The organism is Streptomyces sp. NPDC060064 (assembly GCF_042736455.1).
GTDB lineage: Bacteria > Actinomycetota > Actinomycetes > Streptomycetales > Streptomycetaceae > Streptomyces.
The window spans coordinates 47886-72520 of the sequence record NZ_JBHWWF010000023.1 but is presented as its reverse complement, the minus strand read 5'-3'; the positions used below and the strand labels follow the sequence as shown (position 1 = coordinate 72520).

General features: G+C 69.4%; 19 protein-coding genes and 2 pseudogenes. 11 read left to right on the top strand and 10 right to left on the bottom strand.

Annotated features, from left to right (window positions below):
- The first annotated feature begins 3 nt into the window (after positions 1 to 3).
- The 9 genes from zwf to ACFWDI_RS25770 all read left to right on the top strand — a co-directional run bounded on the left by zwf (position 4) and on the right by ACFWDI_RS25770 (position 12485).
- Complete coding sequence (zwf, locus tag ACFWDI_RS25810) at positions 4 to 1461, top strand: glucose-6-phosphate dehydrogenase (protein WP_385307194.1); 1458 nt, start codon at positions 4 to 6, stop codon at positions 1459 to 1461.
- 155 nt (positions 1462 to 1616) lie between these two features.
- Positions 1617 to 2360, top strand: coding sequence for an HAD family hydrolase (locus ACFWDI_RS25805; protein WP_385307192.1), 744 nt, complete (start codon positions 1617 to 1619; stop codon positions 2358 to 2360).
- Entirely contained in the window at positions 2357 to 4753 is a 2397-nt protein-coding gene (locus ACFWDI_RS25800) for a glycoside hydrolase family 65 protein (protein ID WP_385307191.1), read from the top strand. Before ACFWDI_RS25805 ends, ACFWDI_RS25800 begins: the two co-directional genes overlap by 4 nt.
- 202 nt (positions 4754 to 4955) lie before the next feature.
- Positions 4956 to 6737, top strand: coding sequence for a gamma-glutamyltransferase family protein (locus ACFWDI_RS25795; RefSeq protein WP_385307190.1), 1782 nt, complete (start codon positions 4956 to 4958; stop codon positions 6735 to 6737).
- Positions 6738 to 6778: 41 nt separating this feature from the next.
- Positions 6779 to 7600, top strand: coding sequence for an inositol monophosphatase family protein (locus tag ACFWDI_RS25790; RefSeq protein WP_385307189.1), 822 nt, complete (start codon positions 6779 to 6781; stop codon positions 7598 to 7600).
- 880 nt (positions 7601 to 8480) lie between these two features.
- Positions 8481 to 9899, top strand: coding sequence for a phytoene desaturase family protein (locus ACFWDI_RS25785; RefSeq protein WP_385307188.1), 1419 nt, complete (start codon positions 8481 to 8483; stop codon positions 9897 to 9899).
- Between the two features lie 19 nt (positions 9900 to 9918).
- Positions 9919 to 10452: an O-acetyl-ADP-ribose deacetylase gene (locus tag ACFWDI_RS25780; RefSeq protein WP_385307187.1), complete on the top strand. Its 534-nt coding sequence runs from the start codon at positions 9919 to 9921 to the stop codon at positions 10450 to 10452.
- Positions 10453 to 10502: 50 nt separating this feature from the next.
- The gene (locus tag ACFWDI_RS25775; RefSeq protein ID WP_385307186.1) at positions 10503 to 11978 is read left to right on the top strand and encodes an AlkA N-terminal domain-containing protein; all 1476 of its coding nucleotides are present in this window, start codon (positions 10503 to 10505) and stop codon (positions 11976 to 11978) included.
- A 12-nt stretch (positions 11979 to 11990) separates the two neighbouring features.
- Positions 11991 to 12485 carry a methylated-DNA--[protein]-cysteine S-methyltransferase gene (locus tag ACFWDI_RS25770; RefSeq protein ID WP_385307184.1) on the top strand — a complete coding sequence of 165 codons (495 nt, stop codon included), beginning with the start codon at positions 11991 to 11993 and terminating at the stop codon, positions 12483 to 12485.
- A gap of 48 nt (positions 12486 to 12533) precedes the next feature.
- Here ACFWDI_RS25770 and ACFWDI_RS25765 read toward each other — a convergent pair whose 3' ends face one another.
- The 4 genes and pseudogenes from ACFWDI_RS25765 to ACFWDI_RS25750 form a co-directional block, all read right to left on the bottom strand.
- Entirely contained in the window at positions 12534 to 13271 is a 738-nt protein-coding gene (locus tag ACFWDI_RS25765; protein WP_385307182.1) for an NAD-dependent deacetylase, read from the bottom strand.
- Between the two features lie 79 nt (positions 13272 to 13350).
- A pseudogene (locus ACFWDI_RS25760) lies at positions 13351 to 13707 on the bottom strand (NUDIX domain-containing protein); the annotation flags it as partial.
- A 322-nt stretch (positions 13708 to 14029) separates the two neighbouring features.
- Positions 14030 to 14893, bottom strand: a complete 864-nt coding sequence (locus tag ACFWDI_RS25755; RefSeq protein WP_385307181.1) for an ABC transporter permease — start codon at positions 14891 to 14893, stop codon at positions 14030 to 14032.
- On the bottom strand, positions 14890 to 15801 hold the full coding sequence (locus ACFWDI_RS25750; RefSeq protein ID WP_385307179.1) for an ABC transporter ATP-binding protein: 912 nt from the start codon (positions 15799 to 15801) through the stop codon (positions 14890 to 14892). Before ACFWDI_RS25750 ends, ACFWDI_RS25755 begins: the two co-directional genes overlap by 4 nt.
- A 133-nt stretch (positions 15802 to 15934) precedes the next feature.
- On the opposite strand from ACFWDI_RS25750, the gene ACFWDI_RS25745 reads away from it, so the two are divergent.
- A complete protein-coding gene (locus ACFWDI_RS25745) occupies positions 15935 to 17104 on the top strand; it encodes a sensor histidine kinase (RefSeq protein ID WP_385307178.1) in 1170 nt (389 codons plus the stop codon).
- Positions 17101 to 17760, top strand: a complete 660-nt coding sequence (locus ACFWDI_RS25740) for a response regulator (RefSeq protein ID WP_385307177.1) — start codon at positions 17101 to 17103, stop codon at positions 17758 to 17760. Before ACFWDI_RS25745 ends, ACFWDI_RS25740 begins: the two co-directional genes overlap by 4 nt.
- 115 nt (positions 17761 to 17875) lie before the next feature.
- On the opposite strand, the gene ACFWDI_RS25735 is transcribed toward ACFWDI_RS25740, so the two are convergent.
- From ACFWDI_RS25735 to ACFWDI_RS25710, 6 genes and pseudogenes are all read right to left on the bottom strand, one after another.
- Positions 17876 to 18277 (bottom strand): hypothetical protein, encoded by a 402-nt coding sequence (locus ACFWDI_RS25735; protein ID WP_385307175.1) that lies wholly within the window; start codon positions 18275 to 18277, stop codon positions 17876 to 17878.
- A complete protein-coding gene (locus ACFWDI_RS25730) occupies positions 18277 to 20634 on the bottom strand; it encodes a hypothetical protein (protein ID WP_385307174.1) in 2358 nt (785 codons plus the stop codon). Before ACFWDI_RS25730 ends, ACFWDI_RS25735 begins: the two co-directional genes overlap by 1 nt.
- Positions 20631 to 22484 carry a hypothetical protein gene (locus ACFWDI_RS25725; protein WP_385307172.1) on the bottom strand — a complete coding sequence of 618 codons (1854 nt, stop codon included), beginning with the start codon at positions 22482 to 22484 and terminating at the stop codon, positions 20631 to 20633. Before ACFWDI_RS25725 ends, ACFWDI_RS25730 begins: the two co-directional genes overlap by 4 nt.
- A 101-nt stretch (positions 22485 to 22585) precedes the next feature.
- Positions 22586 to 24046 carry a site-specific integrase gene (locus tag ACFWDI_RS25720; protein WP_385307170.1) on the bottom strand — a complete coding sequence of 487 codons (1461 nt, stop codon included), beginning with the start codon at positions 24044 to 24046 and terminating at the stop codon, positions 22586 to 22588.
- A gap of 102 nt (positions 24047 to 24148) precedes the next feature.
- Positions 24149 to 24289: pseudogene (locus tag ACFWDI_RS25715) on the bottom strand (NUDIX hydrolase); the annotation flags it as partial.
- Positions 24290 to 24316: 27 nt separating this feature from the next.
- Complete coding sequence (locus ACFWDI_RS25710) at positions 24317 to 24526, bottom strand: hypothetical protein (RefSeq protein WP_385307168.1); 210 nt, start codon at positions 24524 to 24526, stop codon at positions 24317 to 24319.
- Positions 24527 to 24635: the final 109 nt, after the last annotated feature.

The following is a 24635-nucleotide window of genomic DNA, read 5'->3' as shown; positions in this document are numbered from 1 at the left end:
ACCGTGGCCGGCCCTTCCCAGCCGGAAAGCCGTCCCCCGGTCCCGGAGGACCACGTGATCGTGGTCTTCGGCGCGACCGGCGACCTGGCCCGGCGCAAGCTCCTGCCGGGGCTTTTCCACCTGGCCAAGGCGGGGCTGATGCCACCCCGATTCCGTGTCATCGGCTCGGCGCCCTCCCAGGTCGCGCTCAGCGACGACGAATTCCGCAAGCGGGCACGGGAGGCGGTCGCCGAGTTCGGCAGGTCGAAGCCCGAGGGCAAGGCGTGGCAGGAGTTCGAGGACACGCTGTCCTTCGGCGCGGCCGACCCCGACGCCCCCGAGCCGCTCCTGGAAGCCGTACGGGAGGCCGAGCGGGCCGTCGGCGGCAACCCCCGGCGCCTGTTCCACCTCGCCGTGCCGCCCAAGGCCTTCGGCTCCGTCGTGGAGCTGCTCGGCACGACCGGCCTCGCCGACAACGCCCGTGTCATCGTGGAGAAACCGTTCGGCACGGACCTCCCCTCGGCCCAGGCCCTCAACGCGACCATCCACGCGGTCTTCGACGAGTCCCGCGTCTTCCGCATCGACCACTTCCTCGGCAAGGAGTCCGTCGACAACATCCTCGCCCTCCGCTTCGCCAACGGACTCCTCGAGCCCGTGTGGAACCGCGACCACATCAGCCATGTGCAGATCGACGTGCCGGAGAAGATCGGCATCGAGGGCCGCGCACAGTTCTTCGAAGGGACCGGCACCTTCCGGGACATGCTCGTCACTCACCTCTTCCAGCTCATGGGGTTCGTGGCGATGGAACCCCCGACCGCCCTTGCGGCGAAGCCCCTGCGGGACGAGAAGGAGAAGGTCTTCGAGAGCATGCGGCCGCTGGATCCGGCACAGGTCGTCCGCGGCCAGTACGAGGGCTATCGCGACGAGCCGGGCGTCGATCCCCGGTCGGACACCGAGACCTTCGTGGCACTGCGCGTCGAACTCGACAACTGGCGGTGGGCCGGAGTGCCCTTCTACCTGCGCTCGGGAAAGGCGCTCGGTCAGGGGCGGCACGTCGTGACGCTCGGCTTCCGGGAACCGGCGCTGCGTATGTTCCCCCTTGCCGCGCAGAGCGGCACGGAATCCCGGAACAATGAACTTGTGATCGATTTCGCTGACCCCGGCCGGATCGCCGCCCGTTTCCTGGTGAAGGAGCCAGGACCCGCCATGCGCCTGAGCGAGGCCGAGATGGTCTTCAACTACGCCGACTCCGTCAACTCGATGTACGCGCTGGAGGGATACGAGCGCCTCATCCTGGACGCGATGCTCGGGGACCAGTCCCTGTTCACCCGCTCCGACGGGATCGAGCGGCTCTGGAAGGCATCCGCCCCGCTGCTGGAGAACCCGCCGCCGGTCGAGCCCTACGCACCGGGCTCCTGGGGCCCCGAGTCGGTCGACCGGCTCATCGCGCCCTACCGGTGGAGCCTGCCGGACGCTCACTGACACCCGCGAGCGACCCCGTGCGGCCGGGCCCGGTGCCCGGCCGCGCCCGCGGCTGCTCCGGATGACACTGGTACATCATCCCCACGGGCTACGCATGGCGCGGCGGGCGGCATCTGCCGCCCCCGGCGACCGCCTCACCCTTCTAGCCTCGACCCATGCTGGGGCTTCCGGATCACGTACGCACTTGCCTGTTCGACCTCGACGGCGTCCTCACGCGCACCGCGAAAGTGCACGCGGCGGCATGGAAGGAGATGTTCGACGACTACCTCCGTCGGCGCGCCGACCGTGAGGGCGTTCCCTTCGAGCCGTTCGACGCCGTGCACGACTACGACGAGTACGTGGACGGCCGGCCGCGCGAGGACGGGGTGCGCACCTTCCTCGCGTCGCGGGGGATCCGGCTGCCCGAGGGCGCGCCCGACGACGGACCGGACAGGGAGACGGTCAACGGCCTGGGCACCCGTAAGAACGCGCTGGTGCTCCGCAAGATCCGTGAGCAGGGTGTGGAGGCCTACGAGGGCTCGGTGGCGTATGTGAGCGCCGCCAGGGACGCGGGTCTGCGGCGTGCCGTGGTCTCCTCGAGCGCCAACTGCCGCGATGTGCTGGCCGCGGCGGGCATCGAGGATCTCTTCGAGGAGCGCATCGACGGGATCGTCGCCAGGGAGCAGCGGTTGCGGGGCAAGCCGCAACCGGACACCTATCTGGCCGCCGCCCGTGCTCTCGGCGCCGAACCGGGTGCCGCGGCGGTCTTCGAGGACGCCCTGGCGGGCGTGGAGGCCGGCCGGGCAGGGGGGTTCGGCCTTGTCGTGGGCATCGACAGGACCGGGCAGGCCGAGGAGCTCCGGCGGCACGGCGCGGACATCGTCGTGAAGGATCTCGCCGAACTGCTGGAGCCACGATGATCACCCATCCCGGCTATGCGGTCGAACCGTGGTGCCTGCGCGAGACCGAGCTGAACCTCGACGTCCTCGCCCAGAGCGAGTCCGTGTTCGCGCTCGCCAACGGTCACATCGGATGGCGCGGCAATCTCGACGAGGGCGAACCGCACGGGCTTCCCGGCGCCTATCTCAACGGTGTCCACGAACTGCACCCGCTGCCGTACGCCGAGGCCGGCTACGGCTATCCGGAGTCCGGTCAGACGATGATCAACATCACCGACGGGAAGATCATCCGGCTGCTGGTGGACGACCACCCCTACGACCTGCGGTACGGCGAACTCACGGCACACGAGCGGGTGCTGGACTTCCGTACAGGAGTCCTCCGCCGCACCGCGGAGTGGACCTCCCCGGGCGGCCGCGCCGTCCGCATCACCTCGTACCGGCTGGTGTCGTTCGCCCAGCGCGCCATCGCGGCGATCGCGTACGAGGTGGAGCCGCTGGACGCCGGGGCCACCGTGGCCGTCCAGTCCGAGCTGGTCGCCAACGAGCAGATGCCGCACGACGCCGGCGACCCGCGGGTCGCGGCCGCGGTCGAGTCCCCGCTCGAGGCGGAGGAGGACTTCGCCCAGGACACACGGCTGCGCCTGGTGCACTGCACCCGCAAGAGCGACCAGCGGGTGGCGGCCGCGGCCGACCACATCGTCGAGGGCCCCGAGGGGACGGCCTGGTCGGCCGAGAGCGAGCCCGACGTCAGCCGGCTCACGGTCACCGCCGCCCTGGCGCCCGGCGAGCGGCTGCGGCTGGTGAAGTTCGTGGCGTACGGGTGGTCCGCGGAGAGGTCGCTGCCCGCCGTCCGCGACCAGGTCGACGGCGCGGTCGCGGCCGCCCGCAGCACCGGCTGGGACGGGCTGCTCGCCGAGCAGCGGGCCTATCTGGACAACTTCTGGTCCGGCGCGGACGTGGAGGTGGACGGGGACGCGGAGATCCAGCAGGCCGTGCGCTTCGGGCTGTTCCATGTGCTGCAGGCCGCGGCCCGCGGCGAGGAACGGGCGATCCCCGCCAAGGGGCTGACGGGGACGGGCTACGACGGGCACTCGTTCTGGGACGTGGAGTCCTTCGTCCTCCCGGTGCTCACCTACACGGCCCCCCAGTCCGTCGCCCCGGTTCTGCGCTGGCGGCACGCGACCCTGCCCGCGGCCCGGGACCGCGCCCATCAGCTCGGGCTGGCCGGAGCGGTGTTCCCGTGGCGGACCATCACCGGCGCGGAATGCTCGGCGTACTGGCCGGCGGGCACAGCCGCGTTTCATGTCAACGCCGACATCGCCGACGCCGTGCTGCGGTATGTGACCGCCACCGGCGACGAGGCGTTCGAGCGGGGGCCGGGACTGGAACTGCTGGTGCACACCGCGCGGCTCTGGCGCTCGCTCGGCCACCACGACGCGGAGGGCGTCTTCCATATCGACGGGGTCACGGGCCCCGACGAGTACAGCGCCATCGCCCGCGACAACCTCTACACCAACCTGATGGCGCGCCGGAATCTGGTGGCTGCCGCGGAGGCGGCGTTGCGCCACGTCGAACGCGCGGAGGAACTGGGGGTCGACGACGAGGAGACCGCCGAATGGCGGGACGCCGCCGCCCGGATCGCCGTGCCGTACAACGAGCTGCTCGGTGTGCACGAGCAGTCGGCCGGGTTCACGGGCTTCCAGCGGTGGGACTTCGACAACACCTCCCCGGAGCAGTACCCGCTGATGCTGCATTTCCCGTACTTCGACCTCTACCGCAAACAGGTCGTGAAACAGGCGGACCTGGTCCTCGCCATGCTGACCTGCGGCGACGCCTTCACCGCCGAGGAGAAGGCCCGCAACTTCGCCTACTACGAGCAGCTGACCGTACGGGACTCCTCGCTGTCGGCGTGCTGCCAGGCCGTCATGGCCGCTGAGACGGGACACCTCCGGCTGGCCTATGCCTATCTGGGCGAGGCGGCCCTGATGGACCTGGAGAACCTGGAGCACAACACCCGCGACGGCCTGCACATCGCCTCCCTTGCGGGCACCTGGACGGCGCTGGTGCTGGGGCTCGGAGGAATGCGCCAGTGCGACGGGGAGAGCGGTGCGGGCGATCTGGGGTTCTCCCCGCGGCTGCCCGAGCGTCTCTCCGGACTTCGGTTCACCGTGCTGGTGCGGGGGCGCAGGCTGCATGTGGACATCCGCAGCTCCGCAGCCGTCTACACCCTGGTGGAGGGGGACCCGCTGAAGATCCTGCACCACGGCGAGCCGCTCACGGTCACGGTGTCCCGGCCCGTGGAGCGTCCCCTGCCGCCGGTGTCCGTACAACCGGAACCGCAGCAGCCCAGCGGCCGTCGCCCTGCCGACCGCATGGGCGGCGCGGAGATGACCGGCGGGGAGGGGGTCGGCTGACCTGTCAGCCCGCCGTCCGCTCCAGAGAGGCGGGATGTGACACGACCACGCGGCACAGCCTGGCACGATCCCGAGTGGGCTGGTAATGCTTGGTGGTCGGCTCCGGAAACCCTTCGGGGGATGACGTGGGGGTGTGGCCGGGCGGGGTATCGGTCGGCTGACCGGACCGATGGATGCGCCTCAACAGCAAGGGGGACATGGCATGTTCACCACCCGGCCGACTCTCCAGGGCACCTTCGGCATGGTGTCCTCCACCCACTGGCTCGCCTCGCAGTGCGCGATGGCTGTCCTCGAGGACGGCGGCAACGCCTACGACGCCGCCGTCGCCGCGGGATTCGTCCTGCATGTCGTTGAGCCGCATCTGTGCGGTCCCGCCGGCGAGGTGCCGATCATCCTCGCGCCGGCTGACGGCGAGGTGCGGGTGCTGTGCGGGCAGGGGCCCGCACCCGCCGGAGCGAGCGTCGACCACTACCGCTCCCTGGGCCTCGACCTCGTGCCCGGCACGGGACCGCTGGCCGCCGCCGTGCCCGGGGCGTTCGACGCGTGGATGGTGCTGCTGCGCGACTACGGCACCAAGTCCCTCTCCGACGTGCTGCGTTACGCGATCGGATATGCGGAGGACGGACACGCGCCCGTCGAGCGGATCGGCGAGACCGTGGAGAGCGTCCGTGAGCTGTTCGAGACGGAGTGGACGTCGTCCGCCGAGGTGTATCTGCCGGGCGGCAACGCCCCTGCCCCCGGTGAGCTGCTGCGCAATCCGGCGCTCGCCGCGACCTGGCGACGGCTGATCGCCGAGACGTCCGGCGGCGGGCGCGTCGCCGGGATCGAGGCCGCGCGGAAAGTATGGAGCGAGGGCTTCATCGCCGAGGCGCTCGTGCGCCAGGCCGCCCGCCCCACACTGGACACCAGCGGCGAACGCCACACAGGCACGCTGACGGCGGCCGATCTGGCGGACTGGTCCGCATCCTACGAAGCCCCGGCGACGTACGACTGGAACGGCTGGACCCTGTGCAAGGCGGGCGGCTGGAGCCAAGGTCCCGCTTTCCTCCAGCAGTTGGCGCTCCTCCCCGACGAGCTGCCGGAGTACGGCTCGGCCGCATACGTCCATCTGCTCGTCGAGGGCTGCAAGTTGGCGATGGCGGACCGGGAGGCCTGGTACGGGGACGCGGCCGAAGTGCCCCTCGACGCGCTGCTGTCGGAGCCGTACAACGCAGCCCGCCGCGTGCTCATCGGCGACAAGGCCTCGTACGAACTGCGTCCCGGCAGCCCCGGCGGCCGCACGCCGGTACTGAGCACGCACGCCGGGGACGCGGCCGACGACGAGCCCGAATTCAGCCCCATGGGGGTGGGCGAGCCCACCGTCGCCAAGGATGGCGCGACCCGCGGCGACACCTGCCACCTCGACATCGTCGACCGCTGGGGCAACATGATCGCCGCCACACCGAGCGGCGGCTGGTTGCAGTCCAACCCCGTCGTCCCCGAGCTGGGCTTCCCGCTCGGCACGCGCCTCCAGATGGCCTGGCTCGACCCCGGCCTGCCCAACACCCTCACGCCGGGCCGCCGGCCCCGCACCACCCTCACGCCCTCGCTCGCGCTGCGCGACGGCGTGCCCGTGATGGCCTTCGGAACGCCCGGCGGCGACCAGCAGGACCAGTGGCAGCTGCACTTCTTCCTGGCCGTGGCGCTCCGCCCTGCGGTACGCGGCGGGCTCGACCTCCAGGGCGCGATCGACGCGCCGGGCTGGCACAACGACAGCTTCCCCAGCTCCTTCTACCCGCGCGGTATGCGGCCGGGCAGCGTGACCGTCGAATCCCGGACGGACCCGGATGTGATCACCGAGCTGCGGCTCCGTGGTCACGATGTGACGGTCGGTGAAGGCTGGTCGGAGGGCCGGCTGTGCGCGGTCGCCCGGGACCCGCGGACGGGCGTGCTGTCGGCCGCGGCGAACCCGAGGGGAATGCAGGGTTACGCGGTGGGGCGCTGAGCGGACAGCCCGATGTCAGCGGGCCGTGCTTAGCTGGCAACATGATCGATGACTTCCTGAACGGTGATCTCTCCGACGTCGAGGAGACGGTCCGCAAGGCGGCCGCCACCGAGATCACGCCGCGTTTCCGGCAGCTTGCCGCGCACGAGATCGTCGAGAAGAGCGGCCCGCACGACCTGGTGACGATCGCCGACCGGCTCGCCGAGGAGCACCTCACGAAATCCCTGACGGCGCTGCTCCCGGGCTCCGTGGTGGTCGGTGAGGAAGCGGTGCACGCGGATCCGTCCGTGTACGAGGCGCTGCACGGCGACGCGCCCGTGTGGATCGTCGACCCGGTCGACGGCACCCGGCAGTTCGTCCGCGGCGAGGCGGGCTTCTGCACACTGGTCGCCCTCGCCCAGCACGGCGAGGTGCTCGCCTCCTGGACGTACGCGCCGGTGCTGGAGGAGATGGCGATCGCGGTACGGGGCGGTGGCGCCCGGCTCAACGACGCGCCGATACGGTCGGGTTCGCCCGCGCCCGGCGCGGTGCTCGAGGTGGCCATGTCCCACCCGGACTACACGACCCCGGACCAGAAGCGCGCCCTCCTGGGCCTGAACGTGCCCGGAGTGCGCGGTCGCCCCTGCGGTTCGGCGGGCCTGGAGTATCTGGCCGTTGCCCGGGGCGAGCTGGACGCGGTGGCCTTCTCGTGGGAGAACGCATGGGACCACGCGGCGGGGCTCCTGCTGGTGACCGAAGCGGGCGGGGCGCAGATGACGGTGGCGGGTGAGCGATTCCGTATCGAGGGAGGCAATGCGCTCCCGTTCACGGCGGCGCGCGACGCGGACACGGCACGCCGGGTACGGAGCCTGTTGCTGGGGTGACGGGGTGCCTTCCCCTACCGTTGGTGGTTGCTGTCCGGTGGGTGGTTTCCTCAGTTGCTCGGTCATGTGGTGAGGTGGGCCGGGGGCGTGGTGGGTTGCTCTTCGGTGGGTGGTTTCCTCCGGCGGACCGCTGTACCCCTGCGGCGAGCGGTCTTGTCTCGTTCGGGTGGGGAGGTGCCGTGCAGTGTCGCCCCCGTCAGTGCTCGGTCATGTGGTCGAGGTGGGCCGGGGACGTTGGTGGCAGTCGACCGGTCTTGTGGTGAGGGTGGGCCGGGGGCGTTGTCGGTTGCTCTCCGTGGGTGGTTTCCACCGGCGAACCGCTGTACCCCCGCGGCGAGCGGTCTTGTCTCGTCCGGGTGGGCAGGTGCCGTGCAGTGTCGCCCCCGTCAGTTGCCCGGTCTTGTGGTGAGGGTGGGCCGGGGGCGTTGTCGGTTGCTCTCCGTGGGTGGTTTCCACCGGCGAACCGCTGTACCCCCGCGGCGGGCGGTCTTGTCTCGTTCGGGTGGGGAGGTGCCGTGCAGGGTCGGCCCCGCAGGGGATTGGCGGCAAAACCGGGGTCACGCACCAAGAGCCTGTACGCCGCCGACCCCGAGGAGTCGAGCCCGGAGGGGCACCGGAGCCCGCACCCGACAAGACCGGACGCCCCAGGCCCGGGCAACAAGCACCCGCACCCCGCCGGAGGCAACCCGCACCCGACAAGACCGGACGCGCCCCGCCGGAGGCAACCCGCACCCGCGGACCCGGGCCACAAGACCCCGCCCCCGCCGGAGGCAGCCCGCGGTCGTGCAATTCATCACGGCGGAGGCCACCGCCGCGCCCGCTGTCGGTGCCCGGGAATATCCTGGGGACCTTGGCCATCGGCTGACAAAGGAGTCCGAAGGTGCCGTCGATGCTCGATGCCGTCGTCGTGGGGGCGGGACCCAACGGACTGACCGCCGCTGTCGAACTGGCCCGCCGTGGCTTCTCGGTGGCGGTGTACGAGGCCATGGACACGGTCGGTGGGGGAGCGAGGACCGAAGAGCTCACCCTCCCCGGCTTCCGCCATGACCCGTGCTCCGCCGTCCACCCGCTCGGCGTCGGCTCGCCCGCCTTCGCCGCCATGCCCCTGGCGCGGCACGGCCTCGAGTGGTTGCATCCCGAACTACCGCTCGCCCACCCCTTCCCCGACGGCACGGCCGCCGTGCTGAGCCGCTCGGTCGGCGAGACCGCCATGTCCTTCGGTGCCGGTGACGCGGGAGCGTACCGACGCCTCGTCGCCCCCTACATCGGCCACTGGGACACCCTCGCCGCCGATTTGCTGCGCGCGCCCTGGGACGGGCTGCCCCGAGACCCGTACCGCTTCGCCCGCTTCGGGCTGACCGCGCTGCAGCCGGCCAGCTTGCTCTCGCGCCGCTTCGATGGCGAGCGGGCGCGTGGCCTGTTCGCCGGGCTCGCCGCCCACGCCATCGCCCCCATCAGCGGGCTTGCCACCGGCGGCGTCGCCCTGATGTTCGCGCTGGCCGCCCATGAGGTGGGCTGGCCGGTGCCGCGTGGCGGTTCGCAGGCGATCTCCGACGCGCTCGCCTCGTATCTGCGGGAACAGGGCGGCGTGATCCACACCGGCACGGAGGTGAAGCGGCTGGACGAGCTGCCTCCGGCCCGCGCGTACATCTTCGACACCTCGCCGACCGCGCTCGCCCGGATCGCCGGTCTCGGCCAGGCATACAAGCACTACCGGTACGGCGCCGCCGCTTTCAAGATCGACTACGCGCTGTCGGGGCCGATGCCCTGGACCGCGAAGGAGGCCCGCGCCGCAGGCACCGTCCATATCGGTCCCACGGCCGGTGAGATCGAGGCGGCCCTGGCCGCCGCCGTCGGGGGTCGCGACCCCAAGGTCCCCTTCCTGATCACCGCCCAGCCGAGCGTGATCGACCCGTCCAGGGCCCCGGCCGGCAAGCATGTCCTGTGGGCGTACGGCCATGTGCCGGCCGGCTGGGAAGGCGACGCCACCGAGGTCATCGAGCGGCAGCTGGAGCGCTTCGCGCCCGGATTCCGCGATCTCGTGCTGGCCCGAGCCGTCGCCGGTCCGCCCCGGATCGCCCAGCGCAACGCCAATTACGTCGGCGGTGACATCGCCTGCGGTGCCTACGCCGGACTCCAGACGGTGATCCGCCCCAAGCTCGCCCGCGTCCCGTACGCGACCGCGCACCCCGCCGTTTTCCTCTGCTCCTCCGCGACCCCGCCGGGCCCAGGGGTGCACGGCATGTCCGGCCATCATGCGGCGAAGGCGGTGTGGCGCCGCCTCCGCGCTGCCCGCTGAGGCGACGCATCATGGCCGTATGACACAGCACCGCCCGGCCATCACCCTCGTACGCGGCGACATCACCCAGCAGCAGGTCGACGCCATCGTCAACGCCGCCAATTCCTCGTTGCTCGGCGGCGGTGGTGTAGACGGAGCGATCCACCGGCGTGGCGGCCCGGAGATCCTGGCCGAGTGCCGCGCCCTGCGCGCCTCGCACTACGGAAAGGGCCTGCCCACCGGCCGGGCCGTCGCCACCACCGCGGGCAACCTCGATGCCGGCCATGTGATCCATACGGTCGGCCCCGTCTGGTCCCGCCAGGAGGACCGGTCCGCCCTCCTCGCCTCCTGCTACCGCGAATCGTTGCGCGTGGCAGCCGAGTTGGGAGCCGAGACCGTCGCCTTCCCCGCCATCTCGACCGGCATCTACGGCTGGCCGATGGACGACGGGGCGCGCATCGCGATCCGTACGGTGCGCGATGCGGCCGCGGCACCCGTCACCGAGGTACGGTTCGTGCTCTTCGACGAGCAGGCGTACGCGGAGTTCGAGACGGCCCTGGCAGCGCAAGGCTGATGTCGTTTTCTCGCTAGCTCCAGCCGTTCTGCATCCCCGATGCTTGAGCCATGCACACCGACACCGAGCGCTGCGTACGCGCCGTCCAGTCGAAGGACGCCCGATTCGACGGCTGGTTCTTCACGGCCGTACTGACCACGCGGATCTACTGCCGTCCCAGCTGCCCGGTGGTGCCGCCGAAGGTCGAGAACATGACCTTCTACCCGAGCGCCGCCGCCTGCCAGCAGGCCGGATTCCGGGCCTGCAAGCGCTGCCGCCCGGACACCAGCCCCGGCTCGCCGGAGTGGAACGCCCGTGCCGACGCCGTCGCCCGTGCCATGCGGCTCATCCGTGACGGGGTCGTCGACCGCGAAGGCGTGCCGGGCCTCGCCGCCCGCCTCGGCTACTCCACCCGGCAGATCGAGCGCCAGCTCCTCGCCGAGCTGGGCGCGGGCCCGCTTGCCCTGGCCCGCGCCCAGCGCGCCCAGACCGCCCGCCTCCTCATCGAGACCACCGGCCTCCCCATGGCCGAGGTCGCCTTCGCGGCGGGTTTCTCCTCCATCCGGACCTTCAACGACACCGTCCGCGAGGTGTTCGCGCTGGCCCCGAGCGAACTGCGCACCCGCGCCGCGCACAGCAGGTCCGCACCGCCGCAGACGCCCGGCGTGATCGCACTGCGCCTGCCGTACCGCGCGCCGCTCAACCCCAGCAACCTCTTCGGGCATCTCGCCGCGACCGGGGTCCCCGGCGTCGAGGAGTGGCGCGACGGCGCGTACCGCCGCACCCTGAGCCTCCCGTACGGACACGGCATCGTCGCCCTCACCCCGCGGCCCGACCACATCGCCTGCCGGCTCTCCCTCACCGACCCACGCGATCTCACCATTGCGATCAGCCGCTGCCGCTGGATGCTCGACCTCGATGCCGACCCGGTAGCCGTCGACGACCAGCTGCGTACGGACGAGTTGCTCGCCCCGCTGGTCGACAAGGCCCCCGGCCGACGGGTGCCGCGGACTGTGGACGCCGCGGAGTTCACGGTACGGGCGGTGCTCGGCCAGCAGGTCTCGACGGCCGCCGCCCGCACCCACGCCGGCCGGCTGGTCACCGCGCACGGCCGGGCGATCGACGACCCCGAGGGCGGCCTCACCCATCTCTTCCCGTCCTCCGAGGCGCTGGCCGCGCTGGACCCGGAAACCCTGGCGCTGCCGCGCAGCCGCCGCACCACGCTGACGACCCTGGTCGGCGCGCTCGCCGGCGGCTCGCTGCAGCTCGGCCTGGACAGCGACTGGGAGCAGGCGCGCGCCCAGCTGACCGCGCTGCCCGGATTCGGCCCCTGGACGGTCGAGGTGATCGCGATGCGGGCCCTCGGCGACCCCGACGCCTTCCTGCCCGGTGACCTGGGGATGCGCCGCGCCGCTGCCGAACTCGGTCTGCCCTCGACCCCGGCCGCGCTCACCGGGCGCGCCGCGGCCTGGCGACCCTGGCGGGCATACGCCGTCCAGTACCTCTGGGCCACCGACGACCACGCCATCAACCGCCTCCCCAAGTAAGGAAGTTCACCCATGACCAGGCAGCACACGGTCGTCGACAGCCCCTACGGCCCGCTGACCCTCGTGGCCACCGACGGGGTACTGAGTGGCCTCTACATGGTCCAGCAACGCCACCGCCCGGACGAGGAGACGTTCGGTGAACCCGAGGCCGCCCCGTTCGGCGGGACGATCCGGCAGCTCGATGCGTACTTCGCCCGCGAGCTGACGGAGTTCGACCTGCCGATGCGGCTGGACGGGACGCCCTTCCAGCGAGCCGTCTGGGACCAGTTGCGGCAGATCCCGTACGGCGAGACACGTACGTACGGCGAGCTGGCGGAGTCGCTCGGCAATCCCGCCGCATCCCGCGCGGTGGGACTGGCCAACGGAAGGAACCCGATCGGGATCATCGTGCCGTGCCACCGGGTCATCGGCTCGACGGGCAGCCTGGTCGGCTACGGCGGCGGGCTCAACCGCAAGCAGCGTCTGCTGGCGTTCGAATCCGGCACGCCGGACGACGCACTGTTCTGAGAAGACTCGCCGTGCCAAGAACCGGGGATCCGCCCCGGACCTCGCGCCTCAATCGTCGGCGGGGCTCGGAATCAGCCGCTTCAGCAGTGCCGGGAGCGCCTCGCCGATCGGCTCGCGCACGATCTCGTCCGCCAGTTCGTCGTACGGCGTCGGCTCCGCATTGACGATGACGAGCCGCGCCCCGTGCTCCGCCGCGATGCCCGCCAGCGAGGCGGCGGGCTGCACCTGCAGGCTCGTACCGACCGCGATGAAGACCTCGCAGGCCTTCGCGATCGCCATCGCCTCGGCCAGCACCGTCGGGTCGAGCCGCTGCCCGAACATCACCGTCGCGGACTTCAGGATCCCACCGCATGCCAGGCATGGCGGGTCCTCCTCGCCCGCCTCGACCCGTACCAACGCGTCCTGCATCGAGGAGCGGACATGGCAGCGCGTACAGACCACCGTCCGTGCCGTGCCGTGCAGTTCGAGCACCTTGCGGTCGGGCATACCGGCCAGCTGGTGCAGTCCGTCGACGTTCTGGGTGATCACCCGCACGGCGAACCCGGACTGCCGGTCCAGCTCGGCGACGGCACGGTGCGCGGGGTTCGGCTCGGCACGCCAGGTCGTGCTGTCGCGCCGCATCAGCCAGGAGCGGCGGCGGATCTCCGGATCGGCCATGTAGTAGTCGTACGTGACGAGCTTCTCGGCCTCCGGATCGCGCCGCCACAGGCCGTTGGGCCCGCGGTAGTCGGGGATGCCGGAGTCAGTGGAGATGCCGGCGCCGCTGAGGATTGCGACGAGAGTCATGCGGCGAGCCTACGCAGCGGTCCCCCGAGGCGGCGAGCCGATGTGGCCCGCCCCTGGACCGGCCTGACGGTCCGCGCGGTCAGGCGGGCGGCTGCCCGTTCTCCAGCTCCACCGTCCCGCTGCCCCTCTCCAGCGCGTCGAGAGCGGCCAGCACACGGTGCCCCAGCGCCCCCAGCAGGTGCTCGCCGATCTCGTCACGGGACACCAGCCGCCAGGAAATCAGCTCCTCCTCCTGCAGCCGGATCGCCGCGAACTGCGCCTCGGTCAGCACCCCGCCGTCGTACACATACGCGGCGATGGGTGGCCGCGACTCGCCAGGCACCCAGTCGACCGCGAGCAGCGCGCCCGGCTCCACATCGAGCCCGATCTCTTCGAGCGTCTCCCGCCGGGCCGCCTGCCGGGGGGTCTCGCCCCGGTCCGACTCGATGGTCCCGCCCTTATGAACAGTTCGCATGTCTCAACCCCCAACTGTCTCAGCGGACGCGCTGCACGGCGCGACTCAAGGAGATATGGATGAGGGTCGTGTGTCTCAGCGGTGACTCCAGAATCCTGTCGGCTTCAGCACGCTCGTCCAAGACGAGGTGGAGGCTGTCTGGCCGGGAAGGCGTCGGGTCGCACCTATGTAGGATCACTGGCCGAGATATGCCCCGCGATCGCGGCAAGGTGACACCCGGAGTGCGCGCCATGGCCTCCTGACACCGAATTGGTTCGGCTTCCCTGTACTGGGCGGAGAGGGTCTACATACAGCCGAGCTGGTCTCAGACATCCCGGCGCCGCACGACGATCACGGCGACGGCCACCGAGACGAGCGCCCAGGCCGCGAGCGCTATCCAGGAGCCCGTGATCGTGGCGGGGTATGCGCCCACGCTGGCGTTGGAGTCGGGGTTGAGCGCCAGCCGGCCCTGGGCGGCGAGCGGCAGGTGGTTGCCGATCTCCTTCAAGAACCTGTACCTCTCGCCACCGAAGAGCATGGGCAGGATAAAGAGCATGCCTACAACTGCGACGATCGAGGCCGTGGCGTGTCTCAGGACGGCGCCGAGCGCCATGCCGATGAGCGCGCAGACCGGGATGACCAGCGCGTATGCCGCAACGGCCCGCAGACAGCCGGGGTCGTGGATGGAGAGTCCGACGTGGCGGGAGGCCAGCATCGCGTTGGTGGTGAAGAACGACGTCACGGAGACGATCACACCGAGAACGAGCGTGATCGCCGTGACGAGAGCCACCTTGGCCGTGATCACCGCGCGCCGGTCGGGGGCGGCGGCAAGCGTGGTGCGGATCATTCCGGTGGCGTACTCGCCGAAGACTGTAATGGCGCCGAAACTAGCCGCGGCCAGTGCCATGACATCGGCGGCAATGCTGCCCAGGCCGTGGAACAGCGGGTCGTACTTGAAGGGCGGGAAACCGGGCAGCGGGGGATGCGGCTGGTCGATGTACGTCAGGTCGGAGCGGACGGCGTTCACGTTGATCGCGATGGCGACGACGGCACTGAGGGCGAGCACCCAGTAAGTCGACCGGAGCGACCGCATCTTGATCCACTCAGCGGCAAGCAGGTCGACGAACCTGGCCACCGGTTCGGCGGTGGGCTCGGACGGCCTGGTGCCGGAGAACGTCATTGTGCTCATCGGGCTTCTCCTGCGAGGTATTCGACGCTGTCGGCGGTGAGGGACATGAACGCCGACTCCAGGGACGTGGTGTGGGTGGCGAGTTCGTGCAGCACCAGGCGGTGCCGGTGGGCAAGGTCGCCGATCCGGGCCGAGGTCAGACCGGTGACCCGGACTGCCTGGTCGCTCTCCCGGCGCACCGACGCACCCTCGGCGATCAGCACGGCCTCCAGGGCCTCCAGGTCGGGCGTGTGCACGGTCACGCCCAGGGAAGTATTGCGGGCCGAGAAGTCCTCCAGGGTCTGGTCGGCGATCAGCCGACCCTGGCCGATGACGATGAGCCGGTCGGCGGTGTGCTCCATCTCGGCCATCATGTGACTGGAAACGAACACGGTGCGGCCCTTGGACGCCAGACGACGGAACAGACCACGCACCCACAGCACGCCCTCGGGGTCCAGACCGTTCAGGGGCTCATCGAACAGGAGCACTGGCGGATCGCCGAGCAGGGCCCCCGCGATGCCGAGACGCTGCTTCATCCCGAGGGAGAACCCCCCGATCCGGCGCCGCGCAACCTTCGCCAGCCCGACCTCCTGGAGGACTTCGTCCACGCGGGACAACGGGATGCGGTTGCTGCGGGCCAGCGCGGACAGGTGCGCCTGCGCGCTGCGTCCGCCGTGGACGTCTTGAGCGTCCAACAGCGCGCCGACGTGGCGCAGTCCACGCGGGCGGTGCGAGAAGGGAACCCCGTCCACGGTGACGGTCCCACTGGTGGGGGCGTTCAGGCCCAGGATCATCCGCAGTGTGGTGGATTTGCCGGCGCCGTTCGCACCGAGGAAGCCGGTGACCTTGCCGGGTTCCAGGGTGAAGGTCAGGTTGTCGACGGCGACGGTGTCGCCGTATCGCTTGGTCAGTCGGGTGGATTCGATCACGGGGTCCAAGCTGCCGGGGAGGGCGCGGAGCCGGCATCGGCCGGTGGTTCACACTTATGAGCCCGGCTGGTAGCCCGGGGGATTACGCCTGTGGGCCAATGTCCCGGCGGACGGGCATCGATAGGATCGATCGATGATCGCCACTCCTTATCCACCCCGGCTCAAACGCGTGCCACCGGGTGTGTGGGTGGCGGCCTTCTGGTCGGCCCTCATCCTGGTGCGTATGTTCCAACGGCCGGACGAGCTGCAGCGTCTGCTCCGGTACAACGGCAACATCGAGGACGCACCGCTCCTGGTCACCGCCGTCGTCACGACCCTGGGCGCGCTGCTGCTGTTCCGCGCGCCGCTGGCGGCCGTGGCCATCGCGCTCGCGGGCACCGTCATCTCCCTGGGAATGCCGGTGCGGGAGACACCCGTCGCACTCTTCCTCCTGGCTGACGCGGCCGTGGGCTACACTGCTGCGACCCGCTCACGGCGTGCCTCGGTACTCGCCGCCGCGCTGCCGGCCGGCACGCTGGTCGGCTACACGCTCTGGCGGCTTGCTAGTGGTTACTTCTTCAACCTCGCGGTCCCGGCCGCCCTCGCGTCGACCGTCGTCATCGCCTGGCTGATTGGCAACACGATCCATCAGAACCGGGCGCACGTAGACACGGTGCGCGCCCAGGCCACGCAGCAGGCGGTCACGGCCGAGCGGCTGCGGATCGCCCGGGAGCTGCACGACATGGTCGCGCACAACATCGGCATCATCGCCATCCAGGCCGGCGTGGGCAGCCGGGTCATGGACACCCAGCCCGCCGAGACGCGCAACGCGCTCAACGCCATCGAGGCCACCAGCAGGGAGACCCTCTTCGGCCTGCGGCGGATGCTCGGCGCACTCCGGCAGAGCGACCAGGAGTCCGCGCCGCTCGACCCGACCCCGGGTCTGGCCGCCCTTGATCAACTGGTTGGGAAGACCGCGGCCGCCGGGGTCCGGGTCGACGTCCGATGGCGGGGGGACCGACGCGACCTGCCCTCCGACGTCGACCTGGCGGCCTTCCGCATAGTCCAGGAAGCTGTCACCAACGTGGTGCGGCATTCCGGCACCCGGGACTGCAGCGTGACGGTCGACTACCGCCACAATGAACTGGCTGTCGATATCGTCGACCTCGGTTGCGGCGGCACCGTCGCAGATTCCGGATACGGCATCGCCGGTATGCGTGAACGGGTCAGTCTGCTGCAGGGCGAGTTCAGCGCCGGGCCGCGCCCGGAAGGCGGCTTCCGCGTGGCAGCGCGGCTGCCGGTACCCGTGGAGGCGGGACAATGATCCGTGTCGTTCTGATTGACGACCAGCCCCTGATCCGCACCGGCCTGCGCGTCCTTATCGCCGACACCCCCGACCTGGAGGTAGTAGGGGAGGCCGGGAACGGTGCCGAGGCGGTGGAACTGGTCCAACGGCTACGGCCGGACGTCGCCATCATGGACATCCGCATGCCTGGTACGGACGGCATCGAGGCCACCCGCCGGATCAACGCGGATCCGGAGTCGAAGACCCACGTCCTCGTCCTCACCACCTTCGACGACGACGAGTACGTCTACGGCGCGCTGCGCGCCGGAGCGAGCGGCTTCCTCGTCAAGGACATGCCGCTGGAGACCATCCTCGACGGGATAAGGGTCGTCGCCGCCGGAGACGCCCTCATCGCTCCCAGCGTCACCCGCCGTCTCATCGAAGAGTTCGCCGCACGGCCCGAACCCGCCGCCACACGCCGGGTGGTAGTCGACGGCATCACCGGCCGGGAACGCGAGGTCCTGACCCTTGTGGGCCGCGGCCTGTCCAACACCGAGATCGCCGAGGATCTCTCCATCAGTGTGGCCACGGCCAAGGCGCACCTCGCACGGCTCTTCACCAAACTCGATGCACGCGACCGGGTCCACCTCGTCGTCCTCGCTTATGAGATCGGCCTGGTCGCGCCTACACGGTGAGGTTCACCCCACAGATGTCCCCTCGGCCTCAGTGATCCGCCCAATCCGGTTCCCGAGCCCTTTGCCATCGTGCTTCTCGGCTACATACGCACCTCAGCGTGCGTATCCCGACTCGTCATACTCCGCCATTGAGAACGGTGAGGCGGCTCTGCTGCTTGCTCAGCTTCTTCTTCAGATCGATGTTCTCGTGGTAGAGGTTGGCTGTCACCGTGGCCAGGGCGTCGAGCTTGCTCTGCAGCTCGGTGACCTTCAGGTTGGCCTTCCTGAGCTTCGCCTTGAGTTCAGCGATGGTTTCGTCGCGCTGGACCTCGCCGGGCGTACGGAGGACCGGTTGAGGGATTCGGGCGTTCCATTCGGCGAGGACGTCCTCGGCTCGGTGGACGCTGGCGTGGCTGACCTGGGCTTCGCGGGCCAGATTCTCCTTGGTGAGCGCGCCGTCGCTGTGCAGGGGCTCTCCTGCCAGCAGCCGGGCCATGGCTTCCCTGAGTTTCGCGGAGGTGGCTGCGGACACCGGCATCAGAGGTTCTCCTTCAGCTTGTCGATCTGCGCGGTGGCGGAGTGGACTTCGGCGAGCCGGGTCTGGGCTTGCTCGCGCAGCGGCTTGGAAAGCTTCTTCTTCAAGAACTCCACCAAGTCGGCCTCCTCCATGCGCCAGATCCGCTCGTGCGACAAGGTGAGGACGGAATTGCGGCAACGGGACGGTTGGCAGGCGCCCAGCAGCGGGGCCTGGCCGCGCTGAGCAGGCGGGAGTTGGTTCTGGCACTCCGCGGTGGGCGCGTTCCAGAGGCAGTGGTTGACCGTGCCCAGGTGGAGGTTCGCGAACTCGTCCCGCAGGAGGGTGATCTCCAGTCGCTCATCTGCGACTTGGGCCCGCAGCGTCGAGTTCGCCACGATTACCGCGTTGACCTTGTCGAGCCCGGCGTGGAAGCGGGTTGCACCTGGGCCGACCGCGATGGTGGCCCCGGTCCGGCGGGCCTGGAGCAGCCCCACCAGCTTCTGGGCTGCTGCGGTCTGCAGATCGGTGTCGAACTCCTTCGCCCACTTGGCATCGGGTTTGCCGTAGGCGCCGGTAAGGCGATTGGCCAGCGCCCTACGCGCGGCGTGCTTGAGCTGGATCCCCAGGGCGATATCGCCGTCCGGCTGCTGGCTGGCAATGATCGACATGGTCCTGCGGAACATGTGCGGACGTACCCGCCCAGGAGGGATTTCCTCCACGCCAGTGAGGTGCCGGGTGACGTTCACCGTCTCGATGAAGAAGTCGATGTCGTCGGCGGCGGAGATACCGGCTCGTCCTCGTCCGGCAGGTCCGCCCTCGCTCGGCGGCGTCATCGTGGCGAAGACATGGGTGTCGTGCCAGGACAACCGCTCGGCCACCGCCAGGGCCTGTGCGACCGGTTCGATGATCCACCAGTTGGCCTGCGGCCTTGAGGAATCCCCTTTCGATTTGCGGGAGCCGATTGCCGGAGCCCCGTAGTGCTGGGTGAGCGCGCCGCGCTGGATTTCCTGGATTTCGCTGTCCCGCATCGCACTCAACGCTGCAACGAAGATGTAGCAGGATGCCCGAAGCATCCGCAGATCCCTGGCCAGTTGCTTGTCCCAGTACACGATCCGGCGCTCGCCGACTGCGGCTTGCAGCACCAGATCGCGTCGGCGCCGACCTTGTTTACTGCCGATGCCGAAGACATCCACCCGCTCCGAGGTGTCATAAAGCAGGGCCTCCAGTGCTGACCACACCGGCTCCCCGGGAGCGAGCCGACTCGTTTCGGCGTGGACGGGGACGAGGTTCGCTGGATTGGCGAGCCATTTCTGGAGCGTGGCGTCCATAGCCTGGGATGAGCGACGGCGGGTCCCGTAGTCGGCGTAGTCCGGCTCGAACTGCTTGGCGCCGGCAGGGTGCACAGGTCTGATCCGGCCCGTCTCTTCGATCATCCGCAGGACCTTCTGTCGACGTTCCATGCCTTGCCTGTTGTTTTTGGTCGCGAAGGCTGTGGAGCTGGCCCCTGTCGTCACCGCTCGGCTCAACGAGCTCCAGATGGGGGAGCCCTTCGGATTGAACCTGGCGTCGCGGTCGCTGACGGGTACCAGGTTGGCCGGGTTGGTCAGCCACAACTCCAGCTGGTGGTTGATGCTTTCAGCGCTGAGGGTGGCTGGAGCCGTCGGGGCTGTTGCGGCCCCTTCTGCTTCGCGGTCGCGTTGGTCCAGGATGCTCGCGGAGAATCGGTCGATATAGGACCACGCGGCCCGTAGGAGCGGCCACCAGACTTCCGGCGGGATCGAGGGTGTGGCCAGCCCGTCACAGGTGGCGACCTTGGCCACGTCGCTGTCTGTCTGTCCTGGCCAGGGGTCTTCGAGAGGGTCGGTGCCTGTCAGGATGGGGGAGAAGCGGACCAGGTGACGGACGGCTCCCACCGCACTCCGTACGGACTCCGGTTTCGTGCTTGATGCGCAGTGGTCGATGTAGCCCTGCCAGTCCTCAACCGACCAGAAGTGCAGGTTGTCTGGCATCCCTTCGCGAAGCGCCCAGGCACCGAGCTGCGACACGCTGAAGCAGACCTTGATCACCGTGGCGGGGGCCCATTTCTTCCTGGGCAGGAAGATGCCCGCGTTCCTCAGGGCTTGGTGGTTGGGATTGAGCATGCTGAAAGCGACTTCTCGTGCGCGCAAGTTCCAGACAGGGTCGAGCGGGAACACGCACTTCCACTGTGCCGGACTCTTGTTCGCCGGCCGTCTGAGACAGTCGCAGGGCCACTCGTCGATGTGCCCGAACGCCGGCCCGCGAACGCCGGGGAGCTGCCCAGGCATACTGCTGTAGACGAGTTCGTCGTCGGCGAAAGCCCGGGATACCGGCCTGTCCACTGCGGCGAGGATGGTCATCGGTCGTACTCCGTTCGCATGCCCAACGACAGATTCAGGCGGATGTCCTGCTTCTCGATGGCCTGGCGCGCGGTGGGAATGTGTTCAGCGCATTCCTCGAACACTTCGGCCAGCGCCTTGGCTTGGCGTCCCCATACCGCATCCCAGACCATCGGCGGCTGCGTCAGTCGCATCCGCTCGATGTGGTCGGACAGCAGCAACTGCTGCGGCAGTTGTGAGACGAACACGACTGCGTTGGTGCAGACCATGCACATGGCCGGGGCGACATGGCAGAGCTTGCCGGGGGTGCTGTGCGGTGAGTCGTGCGGGTTCTTGCAGTTGGTGACGCCCATGTCGAGCTCACCGGCGCTCAGGGCGGCCCCCTGTTCAGGGCTCACCCCCAGGGCCTGGGCGACTTCCGGTTCACCGAGGCGGGACTGCACATCCGGGTCGACCAGAACCGGCTTGTCGGCGAGCCGGTCGAACACGAGCGTCTGGGCGCGGTTCATCGCCGCTCCGGCCAGGACCCGCGCGGTGGTGCCGTGGGCGTAGTGGCCCTGGAACACCTGGATGCTGTGATCATCCCCCGCCATGTCGGACAAGGTGCCTCCCAGGGCAACGACGCGCGTGGTCTTCGCGGTCTTGCGAAGCCGGGGTGCCGCGTGCGGTTCGGAGATGGCCAAGGCGGGCTCACCGTCCGCGTCGACATGTGAGGCGATCCAGTGTGTGAAGCGGCGACCCGGGTCGACGAAGCGGGCGAACCGAGCATCCATGGTGCTGCGGTTCTTGGCATATTCGACCGCGGTGAACAGCCACGGCACGCCGCCGAACACTTCGCGCGTCAGCGCGGTGGCCGTCACGAGGCGTCGCAGCAGACCAGGGACATCCCAATCACCTCGGCCCTCGTAGGCGAGCTCCCCAGGCACCTCGCCCTTCTCCAGGGGCTGATCGACCACGTGGTAGTCGGCGCGAACGCGATCCGCGCGATTCTTGGTCTGGACAATACGCACGCCCTGATTGCTGAACTCCAGGTCAGGAACCCGTAGCGCATGCAGCTCCTCGGTGGTGCAGTCGAGCATGGCCAGCAAGAGCAAGACTCGAAACGGGTGCAGGTCCAACTCCTGCGGAAAGAGCAAGGCATGCACTCCCCGCAAGAGGCCGTAGAAGCCGCCGAGCGCACCTCTGTTGGCCGGCCGCGCTTCCCGTAGTTCCTGAGGCCAGCGCTTGGCATGCGCAGGGAGGTGAACACGGAGTTCATCCATGTTCAGCAGACGGTGTCGGGCAGCCCAGACCAGATTCGGCAGTTCCTCCCATCCGAACTCACGCGGATCTTTCCCGGCCCTCAGGAGCTCTTTTCCCCGGGCAAGACGCTTCTCAAGAGCTCTCAGGTCGTCCTGGGCAGCCCCTTTGAGCGCGAGACGTTCAGAGTTGGAGAACTCGTCCAGCGGTTCCCCGGTGGCCTTGCGTAGGGTCGGTGGCGCCGCCGCGCGCTTACGCAGTTTCTCCGGCACGCGCGCATCGCGCTCAGCCCGGTGGTGAACCAACGCGAGCAGCGAGCGCGACAGTTGCCATGGCTGCGAGGAGTTCTCCGGGAACTGCGCGAGGAGGTCGTTCTCCCATGCGTAGATGGCTTCGGCGAGGTCGATGTGATCGGTGTCGAGGCGGGCGTCTGCGGGGTTCAGGCCCAGAGCGGTCAGATACGGGCCGAGGAACTTCGCGAACGAGCGAACCGCTCCCAGGTACCTGTCACTGTTCTTCAACGCTGCTTTGTGGTGGTACTCGACCCATACGTCGGCGAGTTGAGCGACCAGCGCCCGGCATGCGTACTCTCCCGGATCGACCTGGCTGGTCGTGGTGCGGCCGCGCTTCACCTGAGTCAGCTCCCGCACTCCGACGTGGCCGACGGTGCGTGGAGCGGGCAGGCGCGGCGGTAGCGTCGCGGACCGGGATCGGCGTTCTCCGCGGCGCGGCATCAGACGGCCCACCCTCCGGCCTGGCGAGCGGCCAGGTCTGCGTATGTACGGTCCTGATCGTTCCAGTCCTTCACTGCCCGGGCGACGAGCAAATTCGTCTTTCTCTTGTAGGTCAGGTATCGCATGGTCGATTCGGGACGGCGATGCCCAAGGAGCCGCATGACGGTCAGGAACGGGTTGCGGGACACGTGGTCCGCCGCGTAGGCGGGCGCGCGGCCGGTGAGGCGCTGCTGCTCCTCGTCCTGGGCGCGGACCAACTCGGTCAACTGCTCCAGCATGTATACGGCGAACGTATGGCGAAGATCATGGATGCGGACCTGCCCCGGCATCTCCAGCGGCAGGTTGTGCTCGGCCGCGATCCGTACCGCTCTCGCGTGCGCGCCGGCGAAGATCTGCTCCCAGCGCTGACTGCTGATCATCCGTCCGTTGCGCCCGACGAAAAGAGCCATCGACTCCAGCCCGTGGTCGCCCTCAATGACTGTGATTCGCCGCAGTGGCGCCTTCATCGCCTTGATCCTGTAGGTGCGTCGCCGACCGTCCTGGATGCCGCTGACCTTCATCGTGCGCATGTCGACGTCATCGACGACGAACAACTCATCGCGCTGCCGGTACAGGTTCTTCGCGGCCTTGCGAAGGAAACCGGCACGCTCGGTCCTTCGATACCAGTCCAGTTCACATAGCGTGGCGTCCTGGATCTCGGTGGTCCTGGGCAGGCCGAACTTGGCGATCGCTTGCAGTTCGACTTCCTTGGCCGAGCCGTCCCGACGGGGAGTGCCGACTTCGATGTCGAGCAACGCGCTGAACTCCCGCAGCCGCAGGCCCGTCGTGATGGAGAGATTCCCGCCGCAGCTGTCCCGCAGAGCATGGCCGGAGCGGAAGGTGGGATCCGCCTTGCCGTCGGGCAGCAGCCCACGCAGGCCGACCCGGTCCAGGAACCACCATTGCTCGAACGTCAGATGGCGTACGTCGAGCTCGCTGGTCGCTCCCCAGTTGAGGATGTCGCGGCCGTTCTTCTTGCGGTAGTACGGGCGCCGGTCAAGAAGCCTGGCCTCATCGACCGCCCAGTCGTAGAACCTGTTGATCGTGGCTCTGCGGCGCTTCCACGTGGCCGGCGCCATCGGCTCGTCGCGGTACTCGATGCAGTGATCGCGGTAGGCGATCAGTTCGTCCTCGGTGGCAGACAGCAGGTCGGTCGGGGGATCGAGGCTTGAGAGGAAGTCGTCCAGGTCGAGGAAGTCGTACGTGTAGTCACGCAGCGACTTGGCCTCAAGGGTCTTGGCGAGTTCGTAGAAGAAGGAGCAGTGGGGCTCCAGGGGCCGCATGTCCGTGCCGAGGAAGAAGGGGGTCCCGTCCTTGAGGGCCTTGCTCCGGCTCGTGTATTGCGTCCCGTCCAGGATGATCCCGGATGGTGCTTCGTAGTGGCGCCGTGCGGTGACGCGTGACGTGAAGAAGTAGTCCATGGCTCCTCTTGAGACAACGAGATGACCATGTGGCTAACGACTCTCCAGCCGAAAGGTAGCTGCCGAGCTGATGTCCTGAGACATCTATGGATGCTTTGCCTAACCGCCCGGCAGCGCCCAGCCGTCACGGTAGTTGGGCTCGACGATCAGTACCCGCCCCTGGCCGTCACGGATGAGCGCGGCGGCGCCGGCGAGGATGCGGGGCAGGGAGGCGATGTACGTGGCGTAGTCAGGAGTAGTCACTCGGGGAAGCGTAATGGGATGCAGGGCTCAGCCCTTGGGACGAGGAGGGCGTCCGCCGGAGGGTGGGCTGCCGAGTTGGGTACGGACCCGGTCGGCATCGCGCTGAGCGGCTCGGGTGTCGGGGTCGTCGGCTCCCAGGACTCGCGCGCGGGACCTGGCCACGGTGTTGTACATCTCCAGGGCGCTGATCCGCTCGCCCATGCGGAGCAGGAAGTGGGCCATCTCGTGGCGGGTCACCAGAGCGTCGGGGGGGGGGGGGGCGGGCCCCCCCCACCCGGGGGGGTGGTGGGGGGCGGGCGCGGGGGGTTGCGCCCGCGGGGGCGCCAGGGCGCGCCCGGGGGAACCC